The organism is Pseudomonas lyxosi (assembly GCF_047758685.1).
GTDB lineage: Bacteria > Pseudomonadota > Gammaproteobacteria > Pseudomonadales > Pseudomonadaceae > Aquipseudomonas > Aquipseudomonas lyxosi.
The window spans coordinates 749,509-775,489 of sequence record NZ_CP180481.1; the positions used below are offsets into that span (position 1 = coordinate 749,509).

Consider the following 25,981-nt stretch of genomic DNA (forward strand, 5'->3'; position numbering starts at 1 on the left):
ATGTATTTGTTTCGTCTAGCCATGGCCAGCCTGGCTAACCGCCGCTTCACCGCGATCCTCACTGCGTTCGCCATTGCCCTGTCGGTCTGCCTGCTGCTCGCGGTGGAACGGGTGCGCACCGAAGCCAAGGCCAGTTTCGCCAGCACCATCAGCGGCACCGACTTGATCGTCGGCGCACGTTCCGGTTCGGTGAACCTGCTGCTGTACTCGGTGTTCCGCATCGGCAACGCCACCAACAACATCCGCTGGGACAGCTTCGAACACTTCGCCAACAACCCAAAAGTGAAGTGGGCAATCCCGATGTCCCTCGGCGACTCCCATCGCGGTTATCGGGTGATGGGCACCACCGAGGCGTACTTCGAACACTATCAATACGGTCATCAGCAACACCTGGAACTGGCCGACGGCCGCGCCTTCGCCACCGACCCGTTCGAAGTGGTGCTCGGTGCCGAAGTGGCCGACGCGCTGCACTACAAACTCGGTGACAAACTGGTGCTGGCCCACGGCGTGGCGGTGATCAGTCTGGTCAAGCACGACGACAAGCCGTTCACCGTGGTCGGCATTCTCAAACGCACCGGCACCCCGGTGGACCGCACGCTGCACATCAGCCTCGGTGGCATGGAAGCCATTCACATCGACTGGCACAACGGTGTGCCGGCGCGCGGCAACGGTCGGATCAGTGCCGATCAGGCACGCAACATGGACCTGACGCCGCAAGCGATCACCGCGTTCATGCTCGGCCTCAACAGCAAGATTTCGACCTTCGCGCTACAGCGTGAGATCAATGAATTTCGTGGTGAACCGATGCTGGCGATCCTGCCGGGCGTGGCGTTGCAAGAGCTGTGGAGTTTGATGAGCACGGCGGAAAAAGCCTTGTTCGTGGTGTCGCTGTTCGTGGTGCTGACCGGGTTGATCGGCATGCTCACGGCAATCCTCACCAGCCTCAACGAACGCCGGCGGGAGATGGCGATTCTGCGTTCGGTGGGAGCCCGGCCGTGGCACATCGCGACGTTGTTGGTGCTGGAGGCGTTTGCCTTGGCGCTGTCCGGGGTGATCGCCGGTGTAGCGCTGCTTTACGCGTGCATTGCCGTGGCTCAGGGTTACGTGCAGGCGAATTACGGCTTGTACTTGCCGCTGGCCTGGCCGAGCGAATATGAATGGACGCTGCTCGGTGGCATCCTGATCGCCGCGTTGCTGATGGGCAGCGTGCCGGCATGGCGCGCGTATCGCCAATCCCTGGCCGATGGCCTGTCGATCCGTTTATGAGGACGTTGAACATGCCCCGCGCTGTGCTTGCACTGTTGATGCTGGTCGCCTTGCCCCTGTGGGCAGCCGAGCCGAAAGACCTGACCTGGTCGGAAATGATCCCGCCAGACGCCGCACCGGAAGTGCCGAACATGACGCCGCTGCACGACCTGTCGCAGATGGGCAACGCGTTGGCCGCCGAATCGGCACCCGCGGCCAAGCAAGACATGCCCAATGCGCCGGTGGTGAAAAGTCTCGACGGTCAGAACATTCGACTGCCGGGCTACATCGTGCCGCTGGAAGTCAGTGAAGAAGGTCGCACCACCGAGTTTCTGCTGGTGCCGTATTTCGGCGCCTGCATCCACGTGCCGCCACCGCCGTCGAACCAGATCGTACACGTCAAAAGCGAGGTGGGTGTGAAGCTCGACGAGTTGTATCAGCCGTACTGGATCGAGGGTGCGCTGCAGGTCAAGGCATCCAGCAGCGAATTGGCCGATGCCGGGTATCAGATGCAGGCTGACAAGATTTATGTGTATGAGCTGCCGGAGTGAATGACGTCCCCATCACTGTTTCATTGAGCTGAGTCAAAAGACCGTACCAGACGGCTCCGTACCATTGGACATCGAACATTTTTAACGTCCTTTGGAGCTCTCCATGCACAAGTCTTTGCTCAGCGCTTCGCTGTTTGCCCTCGCGCTCGCAGCACCGCTAGCCTACGCCCACGAAGCCGGCGATATCATCGTTCGTGCCGGTGCAATCACCGTCAACCCGAAAGCCGACAGCTCCAGCGTAAAGGTTGATCAAGGTCCGCTGAAGGGTGCCGATCTGGGTGGCAAGGCCACCATGAGCAGCGACACGCAACTGGGTCTGAACTTCGCTTACATGCTCAACAGCCACTGGGGGATCGAGCTGCTGGCGGCCTCGCCGTTCGAGCATGACGTGAAGCTCAAAGGCACCGCCCTGGGCGCAGCCAACGGCAAACTCGGTACGCTGAAACACCTGCCACCGACGCTCAGCGTTGTGTACTACCCACTGGACTCGAAGTCCGCGTTCCAGCCGTATGTCGGCGCCGGTATCAACTACACCTGGATCTACGACGAGCACGTTGGCAGCGAAGCCAGCGCCAACGGCTTCAGCAACTTCAAAGCGGATAACTCTTGGGGCATGGCGTTCCAGGTCGGCGCCGACTACATGCTGACCGACAACATCATGATCAACGCCCAGGTGCGCTACATCGACATCGACACCACCGCGACAGTGCAAAATAACGCAGTGGCACAGGGCACTCGCGCCAAGGTCGATGTGGACGTAGACCCGTTCATCTACATGGTTGGCCTGGGTTACAAATTCTAAAATTGCCGCACAAAAAAGGCGCCTCGAAAGGCGCCTTGATCGTTCCCACGCTCTGCGTGGGAATGCAGCCAGGGACGCTCCGCGTCCCATGCCGAAGCGGACGCGGAGCGTCCATTGAGGCATTCCCACGCAGAGCGTGGGAACGAACTATCGCCCCAACAACCGCGCCAGGCCGACACTCATCGGTGTCTGCTCCGGGTAGGTAAAGCGCTCCAGCAAACGCTGATTGTTCGCTCGCGAGTGGCGGATGTCACCGGAGCGTGCCGGGCCATAGCTCACCGGCGGCAATTGACCGACCACCGCTTCAAGGGCTTCAAGCATTTGCTTGAGGGTCGTGGCCTGGTTCCAGCCGACGTTGACCGCGCCGACTTCGACCTGCGGTTTCTCGATCGCTTGCACCAGCAAGACGACCAGGTCTTCGACATAGACGAAATCGCGAGTCTGCTCACCGTCACCGAATACCGTGATCGGCAGGCCCTTCTGCGCGCGCTCGCTGAAAATGCTGATCACCCCGGAGTACGGCGAGGACGGATCCTGGCGTGGACCGAAGATGTTGAAGAAACGGAAAATCACCGGTTCCAGACCATGCTGGCGACGATAAAAATCGAAGTAGTGCTCGCCCGCCAACTTGTCCGAAGCATAGGGCGTCAACGGTGCCTTGGGCGTGTCTTCGTCGATCGACTCGCCTTCGCCATTGTTGCCGTAGACCGCTGCGCTGGACGCGTACAGCACCCGTTTGACGCCGGTCTGGCGCATGGCTTCGCAGACATTCAGCGAGCCAATGAAGTTGCTCTGGTGAGTCTTCACCGGATCATCCACCGACGCCTGCACCGATGCCACTGCGGCCAGGTGCGCCACAGCGCTGCATCCGACCATCGCCCGCGTTACCAGCGCGGCATCGGCGACATCGCCCACGATCAGTTCGACGCCGGGATTGTCCAGCGGCAAGTTGCTGCGTTTGCCGGTGGAGAGGTCATCGAGGATGCGCACCGAATGGCCCTTGGCGAGCAAGGCATCGGTGAGGTGCGAGCCGATGAAACCGGCGCCGCCGGTGATTAAAACAGGGCCGTCAGCCATGGCGATAAAACCTATCCAGTAAGCCCGGGAGTGCCGCACGCCAGGCGCGGGGCTTGATCCCGAAAGTGTGCAGAATTTTCTTGCAGGCCAGCACCGCGTGTTGCGGCTCTTCGGCAGCGTCCGGTCGCGAGGCGTGAGCCTGGGCGGTGGGCGCTTCGATGGCCAGCGGATGCAGCGCGCGTGCTTCGGTGAGGATCGCCTGCCCAAGCGCCAGCGGCGTGGTCGCCTCATGCCCGGCGTAATGGTAGGTGCCCCACAGCGGCGCCGAGCAATCGAGTTGCTTGAGGACCGAGATGATCACCCGCGCGGCGTCATCCACCGGCGTCGGATTGCCCCGGCGGTCATCGGCCATCAGCAATTCTTCAGGCAGTTCGGCGCGACCGAGAAAACGCCCGAGGGTGCCGTCAGGGCTGTCATCCAGCAGCCAGCCAAATCGTAGCAACACGTGTTGCGGGCAGGTGGCGCGTACGCTTTGTTCGATCCGCCACAAGGCCTGACCGCGCAGGCCCAAGGGCACCGGTTCGTCTTTTTCGCTGTAGGCCGTCGCCCGGGAACCATCGAACACGCGATAGCTCGACGGTTGAAGCAGCACGATGTTGTGATGCTGGCACAGTTCGGCCAGACGCTCGATCGCCCGCTCCTGCCCGGCCAGACGTTGTTCGCTGACCGTCTCCGCCTGAAACCAGTCGAAGTAATAGGCGAGGTTGATCAACGCGTCCGGACGGGTGTCGTCGAGCAGTTGCGTCAGGGTCGCGGCGTCCCAGCCGTCTTGCGGTGGGCGGGGGGCGAGGAAGCCGATGTCTTCCTCCGCACCGAGGCGAATCAGCGCCTGCCCAAGGGCATTTCCGCCGCCCAGTAACATAAGGCGCATTCGCATAGAGTCAGCAGGCCCAGTCTGATTGATGGCTTTATCGACACCGCTCGCGGGCGATGCCGTCGATAGTTGCCGGAATCGTTGCATTTTGCGGGTTTAGTGCGCAACCGTCATCCGTAAAGTGTAGATACCTGAGATCTGCGGCGCCTGTTCCGGCCCTATCGCGAGCAAGCTCGGCTCCTACAGTTGACGCAAATCCACTGTAGGAGCTGAGCTTGCTCGCGATGGGGCCCTGAAGACCAGCGAAGGTCTTGAGCGGTACTTGCATCTTCAGCCCCCCGCCCGCATAAATTGCTGCATGAATCTGCCAATCCCGACGGACAGCGCCCTGGCAGGCTTCCACCCCGCCGTCAGCGCCTGGTTCAGCAGCACCTTCCCGACGGTCACCGCCGCCCAGGCCCGGGCGTGGCCGTTGATCCGCCAGCACCGCTCGACCCTGGTCGCCGCACCCACCGGCTCCGGCAAGACCCTCACCGCGTTCCTCGCGGTCATCGACGACCTGGTCCACCGCGCAATGGCCAACGGCGGCCATCTGCCGGATGAAACCCTGGTGGTCTACGTTTCGCCGCTAAAGGCCCTGTCCAACGACATCCAGATCAACCTGCAAAACCCGCTGGCCGGCATCACCGAGCAATTACGCGAGATGGGCCTGCCGCAATTGCAGATCAACACCGCCGTGCGCACCGGCGATACCCCGCAAAAAGACCGCTCGGCGATGCGCAAGACCGCGCCGCATATTCTGGTGACCACCCCGGAATCCCTTTACGTGTTGCTCGGTTCCGATTCCGGCCGACAAATGCTCAGCACTGCTCGCACGGTGATCGTCGACGAAATTCACGCGATCGCCGCCAGCAAGCGCGGCAGCCATCTGGCTTTGAGCCTCGAGCGACTGCAAGCGTTGTGTCCGGAACCGCTGATGCGGATCGGCCTGTCTGCCACGCAAAAACCCATCGAAGCCGTCTCGCAGTTTCTGGTTGGCCGTGATCGCGCGTGCGAAATCATCGACATTGGCCACACCCGCCCACGGGATCTGGGCATCGAAGTGCCGCCCGTGCCGTTGTCGGCGGTGATGGCCAACGACATCTGGGAACTGGTCTACGACCGCCTCGCCGCCCTCGCCCGCGAACACCGCACCACGCTGATTTTCGTCAACACCCGACGCCTCGCCGAACGCCTGAGCCGTCACTTGAGCGAACGCCTCGGCAAGGACGCGGTGGCTGCCCACCACGGCAGTCTGGCCAAGGAGTTTCGTCTCGACGCCGAACAGCGCCTCAAGCGCGGCGACCTGCAAGTGCTGATTGCCACGGCATCCCTGGAACTGGGGATCGATATCGGCGATGTCGACCTGGTCTGCCAGATTGCCTCGCCACGTTCGATTGCCGGGTTTCTGCAACGGGTCGGCCGCTCCGGGCACCAGGTCGGCGGCACGCCCAAGGGCCGTTTGTTCGCCACCACCCGCGACGACCTGATCGAGTGCGCCGCCCTGCTCGACTGTGTGCGTCGCGGCGAACTCGACACCTTGCTGATTCCCAAGGCACCGTTGGATGTACTCGCGCAACAAATCATCGCCGAGGTCAGTTGCCAGGAATGGCAGGAGCAGGCGCTGCTGGAGATGTTCCGCAACGCCTCGCCCTACCGCGAACTCGACGAAAAACACTATCAAGCGCTGCTGCAGATGCTCGCCGAAGGCTACAACGGTCGCCTGGGCATCCGCAGCGCTTACCTGCACCGCGACGCCGTGACCCGCACCCTGCGCGGTCGTCGGGGCGCCAAGCTGACGGCCGTGACCAGCGGTGGGACCATCCCGGACAACGCCGACTACAGCGTTTTACTCGAACCCCAAGGGCTGAACATCGGCAGCGTCAACGAAGACTTTGCGGTGGAAAGCATCGCAGGGGATGTCTTCCAGTTGGGCAACACCTCCTACCGAATTCTGCGCGTTGAAACCGGCAAGGTCCGGGTCGAAGACGCTCAGGGCCAACCGCCGACCATTCCATTCTGGCTCGGCGAAGCGCGGGGCCGCAGTGCTGAACTGTCGTTCGCCGTGGCGCGCCTGCAAGCGCAACTCGATGAGCTGCTCGGCGCCACACCCGGTCACTTGCAGCCCGCAATCGACTGGCTGACCGACACCCTCGGTCTGAACCTCTCCAGTGCCGAACAATTGGTCGATTACCTGGCCCGTGCGCGCCTGACCCTCGGCGCCCTGCCGTCACAAGACACGCTGCTGATGGAGCGGTTTTTCGACGAGTCCGGCGGCACGCAATTGATCATTCACACGCCGTTCGGCAGCCGCATCAACCGTGCCTGGGGCCTGGCCCTGCGCAAGCGTTTTTGCCGCACCTTCAACTTCGAATTGCAGGCCGCCGCCAGCGAAGACGCCATCGTGCTGTCGCTGTCCACCAGCCACAGTTTTGAACTCGATGATGTCTGGCGTTATTTGCACAGCAACAGCGCCGAGCACACCCTGATTCAAGCCGTGCTCGATGCGCCGCTGTTCGGCGTGCGTTGGCGCTGGAATGCCGGGGTTGCTCTGGCGCTGCCGCGCTACAGTGGCGGACGCAAAGTCCCGCCGCAGATCCAGCGGATGAAAAGCGAAGACCTGATCGCCAGCGTGTTTCCCGACCAGATGGCCTGCGTGGAAAACCTCGCCGGCGAACGGGAAATTCCCGACCATCCACTGGTGGAACAAACCCTCGACGATTGCCTGCACGAAGCCATGGACAGCGAAGGCTGGCTGGCGTTGTTGCGGCGCATGGAACATGGCGACATCCGCTTGATCAGCCGCGACCTGCCGGCGCCCTCGCCGCTGGCCGCGGAAATTCTCAGCGCCCGACCCTACACCTTTCTCGACGATGCGCCGCTGGAAGAGCGCCGCACTCAAGCGGTACTCAACCGCCGCTGGAGCGATCCGCAGTCCACCGACGACCTCGGCGCGCTGGATGCGGAGGCGATTCAAGCCGTGCGCGAGGAAGCCTGGCCAACACCGACTGGCGTCGATGAAATGCATGAGGCATTGATGAGCCTCGCGTGCATCTCCGACGCCGAGGCCCTGGCTAATCCAGACTGGCTCGATTGGCTGAACGCCCTGGCCGACAGCGGTCGCGCCAGCCGCTTGCAAGTCAATGCCGGGCAAGCGCTGTGGTTGGCACTGGAGCGGCTGACTTGCCTGCAAGCGATTTATCCACAGGCGATTTTGCAGCCACCGCTGGAGGCGTTGCCCGGGTTCGATGAAGTCTGGACGCCGGACGACGCGGTGCTGGAATTGATTCGTGCGCGGCTCAGCGCGTTCGGTCCGCTGCCGCTGAACGCGATTGCCGAACCGCTCGGTTTACCGGCGACTCAAGTCACCCAGGCGTTGGCGCAACTGGAACGCGAAGGCTATGTGTTGCGCGGCCAATTCACGCCCGGCACAGCTGAGGAAGAATGGTGCGAACGGCATTTGCTGGCGCGAATTCACCGCTACACCGTCAAGCGTCTGCGGCGGGAAATCGAGCCCGTGGCGTTGCAGGATTTCATGCGTTTCCTGTTCGACTGGCAGCATCTGTCTGCCGCGACACAAGGCCAGGGCAGCGCAGTGTTGCCAGCAATAGTCGGTCAGTTCGAAGGTTACCCCGCCGCCGCTTCAGCCTGGGACAGCGATATTTTGCCGGCGCGAATAAAAGGCTATTCAGCGAATTGGCTGGATGACCTGTGCCGCAGCGGCAAACTGGTGTGGACTCGCCTGACCGCGCGCAACAAGAGCGCCAGCACGGCATTGCGCAGCACACCGATTCTCCTGCTGCCGCGCAGTCAGGTCGGGCTGTGGAGCGGGTTGACCGAGCAGACGCCTGTCAGCGAACTCTCGCCTAAGACGCAAAAAGTCTACGAAGCCCTGAGCCAACACGGTGCGCTGTTTTTCGATGAGCTGACTCACGAAGCCCACCTGCTGCGCTCGGAACTGGAAATCGCCTTGCAGGAATTAGTCGGAGCCGGGTTGGTGAATGCCGACAGCTTCGCCGGTCTGCGGGCGCTGATCACGCCGGCCAGCAAACGCCAGAATCGCAGCAGCCGACGCGGGCGCGGAGCGTTTGTCGGCGGGATGGACGATGCCGGGCGCTGGGCCTTGCTACGACGCGGCGCGCAAGTTCCGGTTGTGGATAACAAACGTCCGGCACCCACGCCGACCGACACCCTTGAACATATCGCCATGACCTTACTCCGGCGCTACGGCGTGGTGTTCTGGCGCTTGCTGGAACGTGAAGCGGATTGGTTGCCGAGCTGGCGGGAATTGTTGCGCACGTTCCATCGGCTGGAAGCTCGCGGCGAGATTCGCGGCGGGCGGTTTGTCAGTGGTTTGGCCGGTGAACAGTTTGCGTTGCCTGAAGCCATTCCGTTACTGCGCGAGGTGCGACGACGGCCGCATGACGGGAGTTTGATTGCCGTGTGCGGGGTTGATCCGCTGAACCTCGCAGGGACGCTTCTACCGGGAGTAAAAGTGCCGGCACTAGCGAGTAATCGATTGGTGTATCGCGATGGATTACCCGCCGCTGCCGAGATTGCCGGCAAGCAGATTTTCTGGCTGGAGCTGGATCAGCAATCGACTGCCGAGCTACACAACAAACTCACCCGACACTGATCACCTATCACCGATCGTTCCCACGCTCCGCGTGGGAATGCAGCCCGGGACGCTCCGCGTCCCAAGAGCGGACGCTCCGCGTCCGGTGAGGCATTCCCACGCAGAGCGTGGGAACGATCGGTACACAAATCATTGGGTACGCGGCTGATCCGGCAGGAACACCGATGAATGTTCCGATGCAATCCCATCACTTTGCATCGGCTCAACAGCCTGTCTGGGCATCAAGACCTGCTGTGGATAAGTCTGCGCGAAATGCACCCACGGGCTGTTATCCACAAGCTTTTTCAAACGCTGGTTGAACGCCCGACTCACCGCGTATTGCCCTCCCGACACGGTGCGGAACTGTGCCGTCAGCACCACGCCGTTAAGGTCCATCTTGTCGACACCAAACACATCCAGCGGCCCTTGCAGGTTGTACTTGAGGAACGCATCGTCGCGGATGGAATCCCCGGCCTCGCGGATCAACTCGATAGCCTTGTCGACATCGGTGTCGTAAGTGAATTGCACCGAAAAGAACGCATAGGCGAATTGCCGCGATTGATTGGTCACGGCCTTGATCTGACCGAACGGCACCGAGTGCACAAACCCCTTGCCGTCGCGCAGGCGCAAGGTGCGGATCGTCAGGCCTTCGACCGTGCCGGCGTGGCCAGAGTCGAGCACCACCCAATCGCCAATCGACAACGTGTCTTCGATGATGATGAACAACCCGGTGATCACATCCTGCACCAGTTGCTGGGAACCGAAACCGATGGCCAGCCCCACGACACCGGCACCGGCCAGAAAGGGCGCAACGTTGATCCCCAGGTTCGCCATGGTGGTGATGGCGCAGATCACCACCAGGATGATTTTGATCGCGTTGCGCAGCAGCGGCAGGATGGTTTTGGTTCGGGTACTGGGTTGGCGCGCCGAGCGTTTGCTGACTGGTGGTTTCAGGGCTTCCTGAATCGCCGTATCCAACACCACCCAGCCCATCCAGGTCACCAGGAAAATCAAACCGATACGGCTCAGGGAATCACTGATCGCCCGGCCGACCGAATTGCTCACCGCAAACTCAAACAGCGACACGCCCCAGATGCGCCCCAGGATATCGATGAAAACAATCGCCAGGGCGATGCGCAGCAACGCGTGCGAAAGGCTGAGAAAGCGTTCTTTGTAGGCACTGCTGCGGCGCACGGCCAACTCACTGCGCGACTTGAACAGGTGATGAAGCGACGTGCTGAGAAACACCATCGCAATCAGCAACACCGTGGTAAACAGCGCACAGCGCAGTACTTTCTGGTTGTCATCGCCAATGCCGATCAGGTTGATCACCGACACCAGCACCATCAACAGAATCGGCCAGTACCAGAGCCCGGAAAAGACCCGCAGCATTTCACGCACGGCCGGCTGACTGAGGCGCTGGGCCAACGGCAAAATGCGGATCAGATGGGCGACCGGACGGCGCATCTTGATCACCAAAAAGCCAAAGGTGATCGAGGCCGCCACCCCAGTGAACACCGCGACACTGCTGGTGAGATTGCCGCCGAGCAGACGGGCGATCTGCGGACTGGTCAAGGCGTCGCTCAGGGCCACGAGGAAGCCCATCAAAAACAGCGGTCGTGGGCTGTACTGACGAATAATCTGCACTGCCCGGCGCTTGTGGCCGGCGTTGAACAGCACCACCAGCGACAACAGCAACGACGCGGCAAAAATGCCGCTGCTGGTGGCATAGGCGAAACACAATGCCAGCGCCCGGCCGGCGGACACTTGCAAGAAGTGGCTGACATACAGCGTCAGCGGCAGGCTGATCAGCGCCGGAACCGTGTAGGGCAACACATAACCCAGCAAGGCCTGACCGCGCTCGCGAGTGAGCAGCAGGCGGTTCTGGCACAGACGTTTGGCGAGCAGCCCTCCCAGCAGCCAGAGCAGCGCGAAAACACCCATCCACACACCGGACAACAGCAGGAAATCCCCCGCCACGCTCCAGCTCGAGCGGGCCGATGGACGATTGACCAGTTGATCCACCTCAACGGCCGCCCGGTCTGCACGCAGACGCCAAGCGTCGAGCAAGTCTTCGTTGAGATCGAGTTTGCCCTGGACTTCCTCAATGCTCGAACTGATGGCACCCAGCAAACCACCCTGTACCAGCGGTTCGGGGTGTGCCAGTGGTGTCGCGGCGGTGGCTGCCGCCGGCACACCCGGTAGTGCGGCAGCCTCCAGCTCGTTGCTGCCCAGAATCAGCAATGCCCCCAGTAGTATCGCGGTCTTGAACTTGAACAAACGCGGTGCTCCTGCAAATGGGTCTGTAAGGAACTGATCGGGGAATTGCAGGCAAGTTCGGTTATTGGGGTGAAATCAGGGATAGCTTACCGATCGTTCCCACGCTCTGCGTGGTAACGCCTCAACGGACGCTCCGCGTCCGCTTTAGGGACGCGGAGCGTCCCGGGCTGCATTCCCACGCAGAGCGTGGGAACGATCTTTGCGCACAACGCAAATATCAAATGCCCATCCCTGTATTTTTCTACACAACCCAAACCCCGACACTGCGCTCCATCAATCAATCCTCCGGAGTTGCAGCCATGCCCATTGCCTTGCTCGCGCTGACCCTCAGTGCCTTCGCCATCGGGACGACCGAGTTCGTCATCGTTGGCCTGTTACCCACCATCGGCGCCGACCTTGGCGTCAGCCTGCCGTCCGCCGGCCTGCTGGTCAGTCTCTACGCATTGGGCGTTGCCATTGGCGCCCCGGTGCTGACCGCCCTCACCGGCAAGGTCCCGCGCAAAATGCTGCTGTTGTCGCTGATGGTGCTGTTCACCCTCGGCAACCTGCTGGCCTGGAAAGCGCCGAGTTACGAGTCGCTGATCATTGCGCGGATCGTCACCGGCCTGGCCCACGGGGTGTTTTTCTCGATCGGCTCGACCATCGCCACCAGCCTCGTGCCGAAGGAAAAAGCTGCCAGCGCGATCGCCATCATGTTCACCGGCCTGACCGTGGCTCTGGTCACCGGCGTTCCACTGGGGACGTTCATTGGTCAGCATTTCGGCTGGCGTGAAACCTTCCTCGCGGTGTCTGCACTGGGTGTGATCGCGTTCATCGGCAGCCTGCTTTACGTGCCGAAAAACATTGCCCACAGCAAACCGGCTTCACTGTTGCAGCAACTGCAAGTGCTCAAGCAGCCACGTCTGCTGCTGGTGTACGCCATGACCGCGGTCGGTTACGGCGGCTCGTTCATTGCCTTCACCTTCCTGGCACCGATTCTTCAGGACATTTCCGGCTTCAGCGCCAGCACCGTCAGCCTGGTGCTACTGGTCTACGGCATCTCGGTGGCCGTCGGTAACATCTGGGGCGGCAAACTGGCGGACAAACGCGGCCCGATCAGCGCCCTGAAAATCATCTTCGCCCTGCTCGCTGCCGTGTTGTTCGTACTGACCTTTACCGCCGGCAACCCATGGCTGGCCCTGGGCACTGTGCTGGTCTGGGGTGCAGTTGCGTTCGGCAACGTGCCGGGCCTGCAAGTTTACGTGGTGCGTCAGGCCGAGCATCACACCCCGCATGCGGTGGACGTAGCGTCGGGCCTGAACATCGCCGCGTTCAACCTCGGCATTGCTGGTGGTGCGTGGGGCGGTGGCTTGATCGTTGCTCACATGGGCCTGATCCACACCGCGTGGATCGGTGGTCTGGTGGTGTTGGTCGCATTGGCCCTGACCGCGTGGAGCGGTCGTCTTGATCGGTTGGGTCCGGTGTATGCCGAGAGCTCGACCCAGGTTGTTGCCGGTCACTAAACCCTGTGGGAGCGAGCTTGCTCGCGATGACGGCAGCACATCCAGCATTGATGTAACTGACACACCGCTATCGCGAGCAAGCTCGCTCCCACATTTTGATCGGTGGTGTTTTGTCGAGCGTGTGCCGTCCGTAGTCCCGTCGAAACTTTCTCGCCCGCCCCGCAGTCATCAAAAGACAGGGCAGTCCGAGAACCATTAGACGGGAGGCGACATGGCGGCGATCCACATCGGCATTTCAGGCTGGCGCTACACGCCCTGGCGGGGGGATTTCTACCCAAAGGGGCTGACCCATAACCGCGAATTGCAATTCGCCTCACGGGCGGTCAACAGCATCGAAATCAATGGATCGTTTTACGCCCTGCAATGGCCCGAACGTTATGCCCAGTGGTACGCCGAAACCCCGAGGGGCTTCGTTTTCAGCGTCAAGGCCCCGCGTTTCATCACCCACATCAGGCGACTGCGGGACGTCCATAAACCCTTGGCGAATTTCTTTGCGTCCGGGGTGCTGGAACTCAAAGAAAAACTCGGCCCGATCCTCTGGCAATTCCCGCCCAACTTCAAATTCGATGCCGAGCTGTTCGAAACCTTTCTGGAGCAGTTGCCCCACAACACCGAAGAGGCCGCCGCCCTCGCCCGCCAGCATGATTCGCACGTGAACGGTCACGCCAGCATGAAGGCCTACGGGAAAAAGCCTGTGCGCCATGCCGTAGAAATCAGAAACGAGAGCTTCGTCGACCCCGCCTTCATCCGCCTGCTCAAACGCCACAATGCTGCACTGGTTATCGCCGACACCGCCGGTAAATGGCCGTACCGCGAAGACCTCACCAGCGACTTCGTTTACCTGCGCCTGCACGGTGCCGAAGAACTCTATGCCAGCGGTTACACCCCCGAGGCGCTGAAACGCTGGGGCGACCGGATCGAAGCCTGGTACCACGGCCAGCAACCGCCCGACCCGCAGCTGATCGCACCCCGGCAAAAGCCCAAGGCGCGCAAGTCCCGTGAGGTGTTTTGCTACTTCGACAACGACATCAAAGTCCGCGCGCCCTTCGATGCCCGCCGCTTGCTGGAGCGCTTTCATCTGGATAAAGACCTCGCTACCCGTCCCGGTGAACTGGCCGCCGAAGGAGTGCTGTCATGAGCATTTCCGAACCGGTCGGCACCACCGACGAACAGCAACCCATCATCACCTCCGTGCGCCGCTTCACCGTGCTGACGGTCAACACGCACAAGGGGTTCACCGCGCTCAACCGGCGTTTCATCCTGCCCGAATTGCGCGAAGCGGTGCGCAGCGTGTCCGCCGACGTGGTGTTTTTGCAGGAGGTCCACGGCACCCACGAGCAGCACCCCCAGCGCTACAGCAATTGGCCGGCGATGCCGCAATACGAATTCCTCGCCGACACCCTGTGGCCGCAGTTCGCCTATGGGCGTAACGCGGTCTATCCGGCGGGCGATCACGGCAATGCGTTGCTGTCGAAATTCCAGATCATTCGCCACGACAACCTCGACGTTTCCATCAGCGGTCACGAGAACCGCGGCATCCTGCATTGCGTGCTGCGCCTGCCCGGTGACGGCCAGGAAGTGCATGCCATTTGTGTGCACCTGGGCCTTCGCGAAACCCACCGGACCGAACAGCTCAAGTTGCTGGCCCAGCGCCTCGAAGAACTGCCCAGCGATGCCCCGGTGATCGTTGCCGGTGACTTCAACGACTGGCGCCAGCGTGCCGATGCGCTGCTCAAACCCAGCGGTCTACGGGAGGTTTTCGCCGAACTCCACGGCAAACCGGCGCGCAGTTTTCCAGCGCGATTGCCAGCGCTGCGCCTTGACCGCATCTACGTGCGCAACCTCAAGGCCAGCCAGCCGCAAGTGCTGGCCGCGCGACCCTGGTCACACCTTTCCGACCATGCACCGCTGTCGGTGGAGATCGAGCTATGAGCAGCCCGTCGATGGATAAAACCAACGTGGAGCACTTATCCACAACCCCGCCGGTCCGTGAGCCGGGCGTGGTCGACGTCGAATATGGCTGGCAAGGCAACAACCGCGTAGAGCTGCTGGAGAATGGTGAAGATTATTTCCCTCGGGTGTTCGAGGCCATGCGTCAGGCCAAGACTGAAATCCTGCTGGAAACCTTCATTGTGTTCGAGGACAAGGTCGGTAACGAGCTGCAGGAAGTCCTGATCGCCGCCGCTCAACGCGGCGTGCGGATCACCGCCAATCTCGATGGCTTTGGCTGTGGTGAACTGGGCACGGGATACCTCACCGCCCTGAGCGAGGCCGGCGTGCGCATCCAGATCTTCGACCCTGCGCCCAAACATCTGGGCATCCGCACCAACTGGTTCCGCCGCCTGCACCGCAAGATCGTGGTGGTCGACGGCACGATTGCGTTCATCGGCGGCATCAACTTTTCTGCCGACCATCTGGCTGACTTCGGCCCTGAGGCCAAGCAGGATTATTCCGTTGAAGTGCAAGGCCCGGCGGTGGCCGACATCCATCACTTCGCCTTGCTGCAATGCGGTCGCCCGGCTCGCGCCAAATACTGGTGGCAACGACGCAGACAACGGCGCTCGGAACTGGCATTCACCGATCATGACGGCCAGGTTCGCCTGGTGTACCGCGACAACGGCGAGCATCCGACCGACATAGAAGAGGTTTACCGACAGGTGCTGCGCAGTGCCCAGCGCCGGGTGGTGATCGCCAATGCCTACTTCTTTCCGGGCTATCGCCTGCTGCGCGAGATCCGCAACGCGGCACGTCGTGGCGTTGATGTGCGGCTGATCCTGCAAGGTCAGCCCGATATGCTGGCGGCCAAACTCGCCGCGCGCATGACCTATGACTACCTGCTCAAATCCGGCGTGCAGATTTACGAATATTGCGACCGTCCGCTGCACGGCAAAGTCGCGCTGGTGGATGAGGATTGGAGCACGGTCGGTTCGAGCAACCTCGACCCGTTGAGCCTGTCCTTGAACCTGGAAGCCAATGTGTTGATCCGCGATCGCACCTTCAACCGCGACCTGTTCGAGCGCCTCGAAGACCTGAGTAACAACCATTGCAAGGTCATGTCCACAGACAAGTCCCCGCGCGGGCGGGTCTGGCACATGACCGTCGGCTTTCTGGTGTTTCACTTTCTGCGGCACTTCCCGGCCTGGGCCGGTTGGCTGCCGGCGCATAAACCGCGCCTGAAACCTTTTACCCATTCCGCCGGGAGTGACACCTGATGAACCACTCTGATACACAACCGGCGACCCACGCCGAAACGCCGGGCAAATCCCGCTGGAGCCGCTGGAAACGGCCACTGACAATGCTGTTTTTCCTGGCGCTGATCGTGCTGTTCACGATGCTTGCCCAGCGCATCGAATGGGATGAAGTGTTCGACAACCTCGCAGATTTCAAGGTGCGCACGCTGATCATCGCGTCCGGTCTGACCTTGGTGAGTTTTCTGGTCTACGCCTGCTTCGACCTGATCGGCCGTACCTACATTCGCCAGGACCTGACGTGGAAGCAGATCCTGCCGGTAGGGATTATCAGCTATGCCTTCAACCTCAATCTGAGCGCGTGGGTCGGCGGCATTGCCATGCGTTATCGGCTGTATTCGCGACTCGGGGTGAGCAAGGGCAACATCGCGAAAATTCTCGGGTTGAGCCTGGCGACAAACTGGTTCGGTTACATGGTGATTGCCGGTGCCGTGTTCAGCAGCGGGCTGGTGCGAATGCCGCCAGGCTGGAAGCTGAGCAGCGGTGCGCTGCAAGGTGTGGGCGTGTTGTTGCTGCTGGTGAGTGCCGGGTATCTGGCAGCGTGTCAGTTTTCCAAGCGTCGGGAGTGGGCGATACGCGGGGTGGAAATCGACCTGCCGTCCCTGCGCATGGCAGTGCTGCAACTGGCCCTCGGGGCGCTGAACTGGTCGCTGATGGCGGCGGTGATTTTCACCTTGCTGCCGAGCAAGCTGGATTACCCGCTGGTGCTCGGGGTGTTGCTGATCAGCGCGATTGCCGGGGTCATCACGCACATTCCTGCCGGGCTTGGCGTGCTTGAAGCGGTGTTCGTGGCGCTGCTGCAACATGAAGTGTCCCGAGGCAGCCTGGTGGCCGGATTACTGGCCTATCGGGCGATCTATTTCATCCTGCCGCTACTGATTACCCTGGTGATGTACCTGATCGTGGAAGCCAAGGCCAAGTCGTTGCGAATCGAGAAGAAACCGAGACATTAGCAGCCGATGTTTTTACGATGACTGAATAATGCTCAACCGCTCGCCCACCACCATCTCGGTGATCCAGCCCACCAGGATCGAAGTGTATGCCTGTTGCGAAACAGGTTCGCTCAAGGCGTGATCGGCGCCGTCGATAATCCGGTGGGTCAGCGAGTGAGTCTGCTGACACGCAGCGCGGTAACTCATGATGGTTGAGTGGGGCACATGGTCGTCGGTCTCGGACTCCACCAGCAGCACATCCCCGGTAAATTGCGAACAGGCATGCAGCGCACGATTGCTGTCGGCGCGGACTAACGTGCTGCGGTAATCACGTAAATCGAGCTTATCCAGGTCACGCTTGGGTGTGTGCCATTGATCATCGCGATACAGCGCCGGCACCCGCAGCGCCAGCCAACGCACCGGACGCAATGACGTCAGGATCGAGGCCAGATAACCGCCATAACTGGTGCCAACCACGGCAATCGCCGATGTATCGAGCGCCGGGTGCGCGAGTAAGCGGTCATACGCCGCCAGCAAGTCGCGCAGGTTGTCGTCGCGCGTGACTCGACCCAGCGCAATTCCGGCCCCGCCGGTGTGCCCACGCAAGTCGAACGTCAGGCACACGCAACCCAAACCGGCGATGCCTTTGGCCCGCTCCAGGTCCCGCTCCTGACTGCCGCCCCAGCCGTGCACAAAGAGCACGCCGGGCACTTTTGATTTGGGGCTGAGAAAAGTCCCGACCATCTGTTCATCGTCGATGTCGATTTGAATGGTTTCGCTTCTAGCCGTCATAGGATTTAACCGTTACGTACTTGAGAAGAAAGTCACTGTTTTGCGCCGGCCCGCGATACACCTCGATGGCGTCCGCCGGCAGCGGCTGGTCGATGTAGGTCTCGACCGAAGACACGCGAATCGCGCGCATCCCGGGGTCGTTGACGAAGCTCTGCAAGGCGGCGACTTCGGCACTGCTGGCGCCGCCCATCCGCCAGGACTGCTCGAGCACGCCGCTGCGCTGTTTACCGTTACTGTCCACACCTTGGGCGATATCGTAGTTGCGCCGCGAGGCGTAGAAACCGGGATAAGCCTCATCCGCGGCACGGTCGAACACTTGCGCCTGACGGATTGCCAGCCGCACATCGTCCGGCAGTTCCAATTCGAGCAAATCGTCGTAGTGACCCCGTACGACCAGCAAGTTGGACCCTCCATAAACCTGCTCGCCCTCACCGTCTTCAGTCAAGTATTGATCACCGCAATAACTCAGCACCGTGTCGCCGATAAAACTCTGACCGACGCTGTGGGTGATCACTTGGTCCTGCTCCAGCACCACGCCTTCAGTGAACAGCGCTTTGGCCTCGGGTCTGGCGAGGATGGCATCGAACTGGTCGAGGCTTTTGATCACTTCCTGACCGCGTCCGGCGCAGGCATGAATCGGCTTGATGCGGATCGGGCCGCTGTAGAGCAGATGCTCCGCCGCAGGACGCGCATCGTCCATGGAAAAAACACTGAGGCCGTCGAGCACCACGCTGCGCACCCGTTCGGAAAACAACGGTGACCAGCCTTCCGGTGCGTGAGCATCTTTGTTGCGCAGCCCGTGACTGATGGCTTTGGTGCAGATGAAATCATGGTCGACGTAACCGCCCCACAAATCCTCCGGCCCCTTGACGCCCAATTGCCGGGCGGCAGCGACGCCAACAAGCGTCTGGGTCGGCAACAGATAAAGGTCTCGACCGTTGTGCAGTTCGGGGTCGTAACTGCCGCCGTATTTAAGCCCCAGGATCTGCGCCAGCCAACGGGCCAGTGCACGATTGGTTTCTACTTCGTGCAACGGAGCCTCGGGGCGCACCGAGTGGGCGACCACCAGTTTGTTGCGATTTGTTGGGGTCATGCGTCACCCTTCAATCTGCGTTTGATGAATGTAGTAGAAGGGGTGCAGAGATCAGGCCAAGGGGATTCAAAGAAAAACGCATTTAAAATCAGCCAGTTACGAAAAACTTGATGGCACCGTGCCTGTTTGATTCTGCACGACAAGGGTTTCAACTCTGGCATTTTGCACGACTGGCGCTCAGCCCTGACTCGTGCCCACCCCAAACCGTGTCCGGTAATCACTTGGCGCCAACCCGGTAATTTTCTTGAACGTCGCCCGAAAGGCACTCGGATCCTGATAACCCACCGTCCAGGCAATGTAATCGATGGTGCCGTTGGTGAACTCGAGCATTTCCCGGGCCTTGCCGACCCGCAGGTGCTGGCAGTACTCAGTGGGTTTGAGTCCGGTTGCCGCGCGAAATCGACGCAGGAACGTGCGCTCTTCCAGCCCTGCCCGCTCGGCCATCGTTGCCAGCGACACATCGGTCGCTCCGGTGCTCTGCAGCCAATGCTGGACCTTGAGAATCGAAGCATCGCCATGGCTGAAAATGGGCGAAAAATTGCTGCCGCATTCACTCGCGCTGTCGCTGTGTTCCACCACCAGAAACCGCGCGGTACTGGTGGCGATGCTCGGCCCCAGCAGACGGTTGACCAGACGCAAGCCCAGTTCGGACCAGGCCATTAGCCCGGCGGTGGTGATCAGGTCGCCGTCGTCAACGATGGGTGTGTCGGCCTTGAGGTTGATCGCCGGGTAACGCTCGGCGAAGGTTTTGGCAGAGGTCCAGTGGGTGGTGGCGCTGCGACCGTCGAGCAGGCCACTCTCGGCCAACAGAATCGACCCCACACAAACCCCGCCGAGTGTCGCGCCATTGGCGTGTTGCTGACGCAACCAGCGAATCAGCCCCTGCGGTGCCTGGCCTTCGGAAAAACCGGCAATCGACGGCGGGATCAACACCGCCACCAACGCACCATCAGCAGCGGGATGACTGTCGTAGGCCCGCTCGGGCGTCTGATCGCCATCAACCTGCCAATGGCTGACTCGCAGCAGCGGCAACTGCGCCGCCTGATGCTCGGCGGCAATCCGGTTCGCCACCCCGAACAAGTCCGTCAGTCCATGCACCGCCGCCATCTGCGCACCGGGATAGATCAGCACGCCCAACTCGGCGATTGGCCTTTCTGCGTCCATTGTCAGTTTTCCCCCTTCTATTGTCGGTGCGGCCAATCCTCGGACGGCCTGCCAGACCCAATACTTCATTCCACACCAACAAGCTCTTCGAGGAAACAGTCATGGCCAAGCAAGCACTCATCGTAGTTGATATCCAAAACGACTACTTCCCCCAAGGCAAGTGGTCGCTGGTCGGCGCCGATGCCGCGGCGGACAATGCCGTTCGTCTGCTCAAAGCCTTCCGCGATGCCGGTGATTCGGTGGTGCACATCCGCCACGAATTCACCTCCGACGAAGCGCCTTTCTTCACCCCGGGCTCGGAAGGCGCGAAGCTGCACCCCAAAGTCCTGAATCGCGCCGATGAGCCTGTGGTGCTCAAGCATTTCGTCAACTCGTTCCGCGAAACCGATCTGAAATCGATCCTCGACGAACAAGGCATCAAGGAATTGGTGGTCGTCGGCAGCATGAGCCACATGTGTGTCGACGGCATCACCCGCGCCGCCGCCGATCTTGGCTACACCGTCACGGTGATTCACGACGCCTGCGCTACCCGTGATCTGGAGTTCAACGGCGTCACTGTCCCGGCAGCCCACGTTCATGCCGCCTTCATGTCGGCCCTGGGTTTTGCCTACGCCAGCGTGGTGTCTGCCGACGAGTTTCTCGCGGCCAGCCGCTAACGCCCCCCTGAAACAACTCGATAAACAAAAGGCCCGCCGCGCTTTCGCGTTGCGGGCCTTGGCGTTTCCGGTCGCTAAAAATCTCACGCGTGAGCTATTGAGAGGCGTAAAAAATCACTGTAGTGTTTCTCACGCGTGAGATTTCACAACGGAGTCACCAGTATGAAAAGCCGCTCTCCATCAGGTCCGCCTGCCGAGCCTGATACCGATACAGTGAGCCGCAAGGGAGAGCGCTCGAAACCGTCCGCGAAAAAACCGTCGAGCTTCTACATGAAGCAGATGCGCGCGGGCCTGGGTGCCGCCGGTTATGTGAAACACGAGACTTGGGTGCTTCCCGAAAACCGAAGCCTGCTCAAGCAGATGGAGAAACAGCTACGCCAACCGATCCTGGCTGGCTCATTCATGTCGGAGAATTACATGAGCGCAGGTAACAACTGGAACATCGACCGCCTCTTCAGCGCCCTGCAGGCCCTTGATGAAGTGGTTTCGAACGACATCACTCTGTCCCTCGTCCAGGGTTCCGAGTCGAGCATCAAGCTGGAAATGAACGACTTCGGTGGCCTGCCGATTTACATCGCAGTCGTGGGCGAGCAGATCATCGTCGACACCGTACTGGTGGACGTCGAGTCGATCAAGGACGTACCGGCCTTCAACGATGCCGTCCTGCGCAGCCGTGAGTTGTTCCCGCTGTCCTCGATCGGTATCGAGTCGATGCCCAACGGACAGGTTGTCTACAACATGTTCGGCGCACTGAGCTCCGACTCCAGCCTGACCAATGTCGTGACCGAGGTCAAAACCCTCGTCGACAACGTCCAGCGCGCCAGCGAAGCCTTTGAACGTTTCTTCATCTAATTTTTCGGGAACAGGAAATATCCAATGACTCAGTCCATCTGGAGCAAATTGTTCACCGCGCTGCGTGGCGGTGCCAATGAAGTCGGCGAATCAATCGTCGACCAACAGGCCCTGCGCATCCTCGACCAGGAAATCCGCGATGCTGACAGCGCCCTGGCCAATGCCAAGCGTGAGTTGGTCACCATCATGGCCAAGCACAAGCTGTCGGCTGATCGTGTGGCCGAGTACAACGCCAAGATCAAGGACCTCGAATCCAAGGCCATGGCCGCGATCCAGGCCAACCGCGAAGACTTGGCTTTGGAAGTGGCCGAAGCTATTTCGACCCTCACCAATGAGCTTGATGTCGAGCAAAAGCAGGCCACCGAATTCGGCGGTTACGCGGACAACATGCGCAAAGACATCACCAAGGCCGAAAGCCGCATCAAAAGCCTGCGTCAGCAAGTGGACATGGCCAAGGCCCGCGAAAGCGTACAGAAAGCCCAGGTCAGCGCTTCGATCGCCAGTGGCGGCGCCAACGGCAAGCTGGAAACCGCCGTCGGTACACTGAACCGCCTGCAGGCCAAGCAGCAGCAACGCGCCGCTGAACTGGAAGCACAGGATCAACTGGCCGATGCATCGACCGGCACTGATCTGGAACGCAAACTGCGCGAAGCCGGCATTACCCCGGATTCGGGCAGCGCCAACGCAATCCTGGATCGCCTGAAGAAAAAATCAGCCGAGTAACCGGGCCGGGCACAAGCTGAACAGGAAGGGCATTCATTGCCCTTCCTTTTTTTTGTCGAGAAGAGGTCAAGGATGGATGCCCTGAAGGGTTTCAAGACAATTGCCGGCCTGGCAATCTTCATGGTCGCGCTGCAAGTACTCAACACCGCGACTGGCTACAGCCTTGTTGTATTTGGCCTGGTCCCGAGGACATTGCACGGGCTGCTCGGCATCATTACCTCGCCTTTTCTGCACGCGTCCTTTGCGCACCTGAGCGCCAACCTGATTCCCTTTTTGATCCTTGGCACGTTGGTCATTGTCGATGGGCTCAATCGCTTCATCGCCGTGAGCGCGATCATCATTGGTCTGGGCGGCTTGCTGGTCTGGCTGTTCGGGTTTTCCGGGATGCACATCGGTGCCAGCGGATGGGTGTTCGGGCTGTGGGCGTACATTCTGTCGCGAGCCTGGTTCCAGCACAGTTGGGGCAACTTGATCACGGCCGCGGTCGTCGCCCTGCTATATGGCGGCCTGGTGATTGGCTTCCTTCCGCGCCAGGGGGTTTCCTTCGAAGGCCATATCGCCGGGGCATTCGCCGGATTTATTGCAGCCAAGGTACTTCTCTCGGCGTCCGGCAACAGGTTTAATGCCGCCCGGTAAAGGCAATTGAACGTTCAGGGGTTCAGGCCTGCGCATTGCCAGGAACGAGTCATCCCACGGAGTCAGGGACGTCATGTCTATTTTTCTTTTATTACGCGTGTATGCCTCGTCCTTCTTCCACCGTTTCGGCTGGGCGGGACTGGCGATTGCCTTGGGCATCCACCTGAGCACGGCCTGGCTCGGCCTGGTGCTTCTGGGCGAACAACACCTCACCGCCCCCGCCACATTTACCTATTTCTACCTCACCACCACGCTGACGGTCGGTTACGGCGATCTTGCGCCCCAAACCTCGGCGGGACGAATTTTCGTGGCTACCTGGGTCATGCTCGGGGGCATTGCGCTGCTGACGGCAGCCATCGGCAAAACCACCAGCAGCGTCATTGATGTATGGAGAAAAGGCATGAAAGGCAAAGGTGATTTCACCGGCAAGGTCGGTCACACCGTTCTCATCGGCTGGGAAGGCGCGTCCAGCGAGCGAGTCATTGAATTACTGCTGCAGGACGAAACGTCCAATGACAACCTGATCGTCATTTGCGATTGCGACCTCGAAGAAAACCCCATGCCGGGCAAAGCCGATTTTATCAAAGGCGAAAGTCTGTCCTCTGCCGCACTTTTGCTGCGTGCCGGCGTTCGCGGTGCAGAGCGCGTCCTGGTGCGAACCCATTCAGACGATCTGACCCTGGCCACCGTGCTGGCGATCAATCAACTGAGCCCTGCCGGGCATGTGGTCGCCCACTTCAATGACAGTGAAATCGCCGCGCTCGCCAGCGCCTATGCGCCCAGCCTGGAGTGCACCTCAAGCATGGCCATCGAGATGTTGGTGCGCGCCTCTCAGGATCCGGGCTCGTCAGTAGTCATCAATGAGTTGCTGTGCGTGGGTCAAGGCGCCACCCAGTACCTGATGAAACTGCCCGAGGCTTTTGAAGCAACATTCGGCGATCTGTATGCGCAGATGAAAGAGCATCACAACGCGACCCTTATCGGTTACCGCGCCAAAGGCGCCCGACACCCTTCGATCAACCCGCCCGGCGCCACTCGGGTTGAGGGCGGTGAACTCTTCTACATCGCCTCCACTCGCCTCAAGGAAATCTCCAATGGGATGGTTTAAACAGTTGATGGGGCTTGAGGCCCCGAAAGCGAATACGGAATCGAAATGGACAGCCAACGAAACCCTGCCCGCCATCGGTCCGCTGGGTCTGGCATTTGGCAAAGAGGTGATGTTCGACACCTCCCTGAAGTTGTTGCTCGACGGCAACACTAGCGTGGTCATCCCTGGCTCCCACCAGATCTGGAGCGCTGGCGCTGTTGATCTGGGGCAGTCGAACTGGCTGTCGCGTTATTACATGAACGACGAAGACTACTGGCTGCAAGTGCACACCAGCGGTGACATCGCCGGACAGGTCGAGTCGGTGATCCTGTTCAATTACCTCAGTTACGTCACCATCAACAGTGAAGCGGAGTTGCGCCGACTGGCCGGCCCTCAAAGCTTGATCGGCCTGCCGACCTACAACCACAACGGTGTCGAGTACACCCGCGAATGGGGCACCGAGACCGGCCAGACAGAACTGGTGGCGTTGAGCGAGCGCCTGACCAATCCGAATGAGTCCTACAGCATCGAGCACCGTTCGATGCTGTACGCCCGCGAAACCGGTCTGACCGATCGCCGGGAATTCCTGCTGTTTTCCGTCGAAGAGGATGCCGAAGGCACCGTCAGTTTGAGTACTTCGCTGGGCATTTCGCTGTACACCACTGACCTGAACACTTTTTAACAAGGAAGAAGTCCATGCTTGAAGCGCTCTCCATCTCCCTGAACAAAGCCGCCGTGCTCGGGTTTGTTTCGTACATCCTCGGCGCCGCCGTGCTGTTCGCGCTGTTCCAGTTCATCTACACCCGAATCACGCCGCACAGGGAGTTCGAACTGATCCGTTCGGGCAACGTTGCCGCCGCGATCGCGCTGGGAGGCGCCATCATCGGTTTCGCCATCCCGGCCAGCAATGTGATTGCCTACTCGATCAGCATTCTGGACTTCGTCGTCTGGGCAGTGATTGCCGCGTTCGTACAACTGCTGGGGTTTCTGATGACTAGCCTGGTGCTTAAAGGCGCCTCTGAACGCATTAAAAAGGGTGAAATCGCCGCGGCCATCTATGTCGCGGCAGTGGCCATTAGCGTCGGTATGCTGAACGCCGCGTGCATGACCCCTTCCCCGAACTGATTGCGCCACGGAGACTCCGATGAAACGAAGCAAGTACGTTCAGCTCTCGCTGGCCGCATCGGTCGCCATGGCGATCTCAGGCTGCGGGCCGACGGAAGAAACCTACGAGATCCACAAAAAGTACAACTTTCAGTCCGTCCAGCAGTGCGCCGATGAAAAGCTCCCGGTCGATATCTGTTCTGATGCCTACATGAAGGCCATGACTCAGCATCGAAGCATTGCGCCGGTGTATGACAACAAGGCCGATTGCGACGCCGACTTCGTTGCCGACTGGTGTCAGCAGGATTCCGCCGGCAAATTCATCCCCAAGCTCGGCGGTTTCGAGCTGAGCGCCGATGGCGAGGTCACGCAAGCCGAAGTGGACGCGGCCAGGGCCAAACTGCCCGCGTCGGAAGCGAACGCCGCAGGGTCGGGCTTCTCCGGCAATAGCCTGCTGATGGGACTCCTGATCGGCAACATGCTCAGCAACAACCGCAACAGTTACTACTCCGAACCGGTCTACCGCTATCGCGATGATCGCGGCAGCTATTCGTCCTCGACACTCAGCCAACGGGTCTCGTCAGGCTCGACCTTCAACAGGTCCAACCAGGCGCGCTACGGCAGTAGCAGCAGTTACACCGACACCATCGCCCGCAGCAAGCCGGTGTCCGTTGCATCGTCCACCTCCCGTGGCGGCTTCGGCAGCCAGGCCAGCGCACGCAGTGGCTGGGGTGGATCGAGCAAGAGTTCTGGCGGCTCGAGCAGCTAA

23 protein-coding genes are annotated in these 25,981 nt (G+C 60.7%); 17 read left to right on the forward strand and 6 right to left on the reverse strand.

Annotation, left to right across the window (positions count from 1 at the left end; genetic code table 11):
• From ACMXYI_RS03585 to ACMXYI_RS03595, 3 genes are all read left to right on the forward strand, one after another.
• On the forward strand, positions 1–1,266 hold the full coding sequence (locus tag ACMXYI_RS03585; RefSeq protein WP_415771705.1) for an ABC transporter permease: 1,266 nt from the start codon (positions 1–3) through the stop codon (positions 1,264–1,266).
• Between the two features lie 11 nt (positions 1,267–1,277).
• Positions 1,278–1,796: a DUF3299 domain-containing protein gene (locus ACMXYI_RS03590; RefSeq protein ID WP_415771707.1), complete on the forward strand. Its 519-nt coding sequence runs from the start codon at positions 1,278–1,280 to the stop codon at positions 1,794–1,796.
• 103 nt (positions 1,797–1,899) lie between these two features.
• Positions 1,900–2,598 carry an OmpW/AlkL family protein gene (locus ACMXYI_RS03595; protein WP_415771709.1) on the forward strand — a complete coding sequence of 233 codons (699 nt, stop codon included), beginning with the start codon at positions 1,900–1,902 and terminating at the stop codon, positions 2,596–2,598.
• 147 nt (positions 2,599–2,745) lie between these two features.
• Here ACMXYI_RS03595 and ACMXYI_RS03600 read toward each other — a convergent pair whose 3' ends face one another.
• Positions 2,746–3,675, reverse strand: a complete 930-nt coding sequence (locus ACMXYI_RS03600; protein ID WP_415771711.1) for an NAD-dependent epimerase/dehydratase family protein — start codon at positions 3,673–3,675, stop codon at positions 2,746–2,748.
• Positions 3,668–4,552, reverse strand: a complete 885-nt coding sequence (locus ACMXYI_RS03605; protein WP_415771713.1) for a sugar nucleotide-binding protein — start codon at positions 4,550–4,552, stop codon at positions 3,668–3,670. Before ACMXYI_RS03605 ends, ACMXYI_RS03600 begins: the two co-directional genes overlap by 8 nt.
• Positions 4,553–4,847: 295 nt before the next feature.
• Here ACMXYI_RS03605 and ACMXYI_RS03610 point away from each other — a divergent pair, with 295 nt between their 5' ends.
• Positions 4,848–9,164, forward strand: a complete 4,317-nt coding sequence (locus ACMXYI_RS03610) for a DEAD/DEAH box helicase (protein ID WP_415771715.1) — start codon at positions 4,848–4,850, stop codon at positions 9,162–9,164.
• A 129-nt stretch (positions 9,165–9,293) separates the two neighbouring features.
• On the opposite strand, the gene ACMXYI_RS03615 is transcribed toward ACMXYI_RS03610, so the two are convergent.
• Entirely contained in the window at positions 9,294–11,423 is a 2,130-nt protein-coding gene (locus tag ACMXYI_RS03615; RefSeq protein WP_415771717.1) for a mechanosensitive ion channel family protein, read from the reverse strand.
• A 299-nt stretch (positions 11,424–11,722) separates the two neighbouring features.
• On the opposite strand from ACMXYI_RS03615, the gene ACMXYI_RS03620 reads away from it, so the two are divergent.
• From ACMXYI_RS03620 to ACMXYI_RS03640, 5 genes are all read left to right on the forward strand, one after another.
• On the forward strand, positions 11,723–12,925 hold the full coding sequence (locus ACMXYI_RS03620; protein ID WP_415771718.1) for an MFS transporter: 1,203 nt from the start codon (positions 11,723–11,725) through the stop codon (positions 12,923–12,925).
• A gap of 211 nt (positions 12,926–13,136) precedes the next feature.
• On the forward strand, positions 13,137–14,063 hold the full coding sequence (locus ACMXYI_RS03625; protein ID WP_415771720.1) for a DUF72 domain-containing protein: 927 nt from the start codon (positions 13,137–13,139) through the stop codon (positions 14,061–14,063).
• A complete protein-coding gene (locus ACMXYI_RS03630) occupies positions 14,060–14,857 on the forward strand; it encodes an endonuclease/exonuclease/phosphatase family protein (RefSeq protein ID WP_415771722.1) in 798 nt (265 codons plus the stop codon). The genes ACMXYI_RS03625 and ACMXYI_RS03630 overlap by 4 nt, the downstream gene beginning before the upstream one ends.
• Positions 14,854–16,137 carry a cardiolipin synthase ClsB gene (clsB, locus tag ACMXYI_RS03635; protein WP_415771723.1) on the forward strand — a complete coding sequence of 428 codons (1,284 nt, stop codon included), beginning with the start codon at positions 14,854–14,856 and terminating at the stop codon, positions 16,135–16,137. The genes ACMXYI_RS03630 and clsB overlap by 4 nt, the downstream gene beginning before the upstream one ends.
• Positions 16,137–17,126, forward strand: a complete 990-nt coding sequence (locus ACMXYI_RS03640) for a lysylphosphatidylglycerol synthase domain-containing protein (RefSeq protein WP_415771725.1) — start codon at positions 16,137–16,139, stop codon at positions 17,124–17,126. Before clsB ends, ACMXYI_RS03640 begins: the two co-directional genes overlap by 1 nt.
• Positions 17,127–17,138: 12 nt before the next feature.
• Here ACMXYI_RS03640 and ACMXYI_RS03645 read toward each other — a convergent pair whose 3' ends face one another.
• From ACMXYI_RS03645 to ACMXYI_RS03655, 3 genes are all read right to left on the reverse strand, one after another.
• Complete coding sequence (locus ACMXYI_RS03645) at positions 17,139–17,897, reverse strand: alpha/beta hydrolase family protein (protein WP_415771727.1); 759 nt, start codon at positions 17,895–17,897, stop codon at positions 17,139–17,141.
• Positions 17,887–18,990, reverse strand: a complete 1,104-nt coding sequence (locus tag ACMXYI_RS03650) for a DUF3182 family protein (protein ID WP_415771729.1) — start codon at positions 18,988–18,990, stop codon at positions 17,887–17,889. Before ACMXYI_RS03650 ends, ACMXYI_RS03645 begins: the two co-directional genes overlap by 11 nt.
• Positions 18,991–19,167: 177 nt before the next feature.
• On the reverse strand, positions 19,168–20,154 hold the full coding sequence (locus ACMXYI_RS03655; RefSeq protein WP_415771731.1) for a GlxA family transcriptional regulator: 987 nt from the start codon (positions 20,152–20,154) through the stop codon (positions 19,168–19,170).
• Positions 20,155–20,255: 101 nt separating this feature from the next.
• On the opposite strand from ACMXYI_RS03655, the gene ACMXYI_RS03660 reads away from it, so the two are divergent.
• The 8 genes from ACMXYI_RS03660 to ACMXYI_RS03695 all read left to right on the forward strand — a co-directional run bounded on the left by ACMXYI_RS03660 (position 20,256) and on the right by ACMXYI_RS03695 (position 25,981).
• Positions 20,256–20,810 carry a cysteine hydrolase family protein gene (locus ACMXYI_RS03660; protein WP_415771733.1) on the forward strand — a complete coding sequence of 185 codons (555 nt, stop codon included), beginning with the start codon at positions 20,256–20,258 and terminating at the stop codon, positions 20,808–20,810.
• A 270-nt stretch (positions 20,811–21,080) separates the two neighbouring features.
• Positions 21,081–21,662, forward strand: a complete 582-nt coding sequence (locus tag ACMXYI_RS03665) for a YjfI family protein (protein ID WP_415771734.1) — start codon at positions 21,081–21,083, stop codon at positions 21,660–21,662.
• Between the two features lie 24 nt (positions 21,663–21,686).
• Positions 21,687–22,385, forward strand: coding sequence for a PspA/IM30 family protein (locus tag ACMXYI_RS03670; protein WP_046047328.1), 699 nt, complete (start codon positions 21,687–21,689; stop codon positions 22,383–22,385).
• A 72-nt stretch (positions 22,386–22,457) separates the two neighbouring features.
• Positions 22,458–23,021 carry a rhomboid family intramembrane serine protease gene (locus ACMXYI_RS03675; RefSeq protein ID WP_415771736.1) on the forward strand — a complete coding sequence of 188 codons (564 nt, stop codon included), beginning with the start codon at positions 22,458–22,460 and terminating at the stop codon, positions 23,019–23,021.
• Between the two features lie 73 nt (positions 23,022–23,094).
• Entirely contained in the window at positions 23,095–24,129 is a 1,035-nt protein-coding gene (locus ACMXYI_RS03680) for an ion channel (RefSeq protein ID WP_415771738.1), read from the forward strand.
• Positions 24,116–24,790, forward strand: a complete 675-nt coding sequence (locus ACMXYI_RS03685) for a DUF2491 family protein (RefSeq protein ID WP_415771740.1) — start codon at positions 24,116–24,118, stop codon at positions 24,788–24,790. The genes ACMXYI_RS03680 and ACMXYI_RS03685 overlap by 14 nt, the downstream gene beginning before the upstream one ends.
• 14 nt (positions 24,791–24,804) lie before the next feature.
• Positions 24,805–25,233 carry a DUF350 domain-containing protein gene (locus ACMXYI_RS03690; protein ID WP_415771741.1) on the forward strand — a complete coding sequence of 143 codons (429 nt, stop codon included), beginning with the start codon at positions 24,805–24,807 and terminating at the stop codon, positions 25,231–25,233.
• Between the two features lie 19 nt (positions 25,234–25,252).
• Positions 25,253–25,981, forward strand: a complete 729-nt coding sequence (locus tag ACMXYI_RS03695; protein WP_415771742.1) for a DUF1190 domain-containing protein — start codon at positions 25,253–25,255, stop codon at positions 25,979–25,981.

Bases quoted from the DNA above. Each gene is read 5' to 3' on its own strand.
- ACMXYI_RS03690 (WP_415771741.1), top strand. From the start codon at position 24,805: ATGCTTGAAGCGCTCTCCATCTCCCTGAACAAAGCCGCCGTGCTCGGG.
- ACMXYI_RS03610 (WP_415771715.1), top strand. From the start codon at position 4,848: ATGAATCTGCCAATCCCGACGGACAGCGCCCTGGCAGGCTTCCACCCC.
- ACMXYI_RS03620 (WP_415771718.1), top strand. From the start codon at position 11,723: ATGCCCATTGCCTTGCTCGCGCTGACCCTCAGTGCCTTCGCCATCGGG.
- ACMXYI_RS03585 (WP_415771705.1), top strand. From the start codon at position 1: ATGTATTTGTTTCGTCTAGCCATGGCCAGCCTGGCTAACCGCCGCTTC.
- ACMXYI_RS03675 (WP_415771736.1), top strand. From the start codon at position 22,458: ATGGATGCCCTGAAGGGTTTCAAGACAATTGCCGGCCTGGCAATCTTC.
- ACMXYI_RS03695 (WP_415771742.1), top strand. From the start codon at position 25,253: ATGAAACGAAGCAAGTACGTTCAGCTCTCGCTGGCCGCATCGGTCGCC.
- ACMXYI_RS03655 (WP_415771731.1), bottom strand. From the start codon at position 20,154: ATGGACGCAGAAAGGCCAATCGCCGAGTTGGGCGTGCTGATCTATCCC.
- ACMXYI_RS03685 (WP_415771740.1), top strand. From the start codon at position 24,116: ATGGGATGGTTTAAACAGTTGATGGGGCTTGAGGCCCCGAAAGCGAAT.
- ACMXYI_RS03605 (WP_415771713.1), bottom strand. From the start codon at position 4,552: ATGCGAATGCGCCTTATGTTACTGGGCGGCGGAAATGCCCTTGGGCAG.
- ACMXYI_RS03650 (WP_415771729.1), bottom strand. From the start codon at position 18,990: ATGACCCCAACAAATCGCAACAAACTGGTGGTCGCCCACTCGGTGCGC.
- ACMXYI_RS03640 (WP_415771725.1), top strand. From the start codon at position 16,137: ATGAACCACTCTGATACACAACCGGCGACCCACGCCGAAACGCCGGGC.
- ACMXYI_RS03680 (WP_415771738.1), top strand. From the start codon at position 23,095: ATGTCTATTTTTCTTTTATTACGCGTGTATGCCTCGTCCTTCTTCCAC.
- ACMXYI_RS03590 (WP_415771707.1), top strand. From the start codon at position 1,278: ATGCCCCGCGCTGTGCTTGCACTGTTGATGCTGGTCGCCTTGCCCCTG.
- ACMXYI_RS03595 (WP_415771709.1), top strand. From the start codon at position 1,900: ATGCACAAGTCTTTGCTCAGCGCTTCGCTGTTTGCCCTCGCGCTCGCA.
- ACMXYI_RS03645 (WP_415771727.1), bottom strand. From the start codon at position 17,897: ATGACGGCTAGAAGCGAAACCATTCAAATCGACATCGACGATGAACAG.
- ACMXYI_RS03625 (WP_415771720.1), top strand. From the start codon at position 13,137: ATGGCGGCGATCCACATCGGCATTTCAGGCTGGCGCTACACGCCCTGG.
- ACMXYI_RS03665 (WP_415771734.1), top strand. From the start codon at position 21,081: ATGAAGCAGATGCGCGCGGGCCTGGGTGCCGCCGGTTATGTGAAACAC.
- clsB (WP_415771723.1), top strand. From the start codon at position 14,854: ATGAGCAGCCCGTCGATGGATAAAACCAACGTGGAGCACTTATCCACA.
- ACMXYI_RS03660 (WP_415771733.1), top strand. From the start codon at position 20,256: ATGGCCAAGCAAGCACTCATCGTAGTTGATATCCAAAACGACTACTTC.
- ACMXYI_RS03670 (WP_046047328.1), top strand. From the start codon at position 21,687: ATGACTCAGTCCATCTGGAGCAAATTGTTCACCGCGCTGCGTGGCGGT.
- ACMXYI_RS03600 (WP_415771711.1), bottom strand. From the start codon at position 3,675: ATGGCTGACGGCCCTGTTTTAATCACCGGCGGCGCCGGTTTCATCGGC.
- ACMXYI_RS03630 (WP_415771722.1), top strand. From the start codon at position 14,060: ATGAGCATTTCCGAACCGGTCGGCACCACCGACGAACAGCAACCCATC.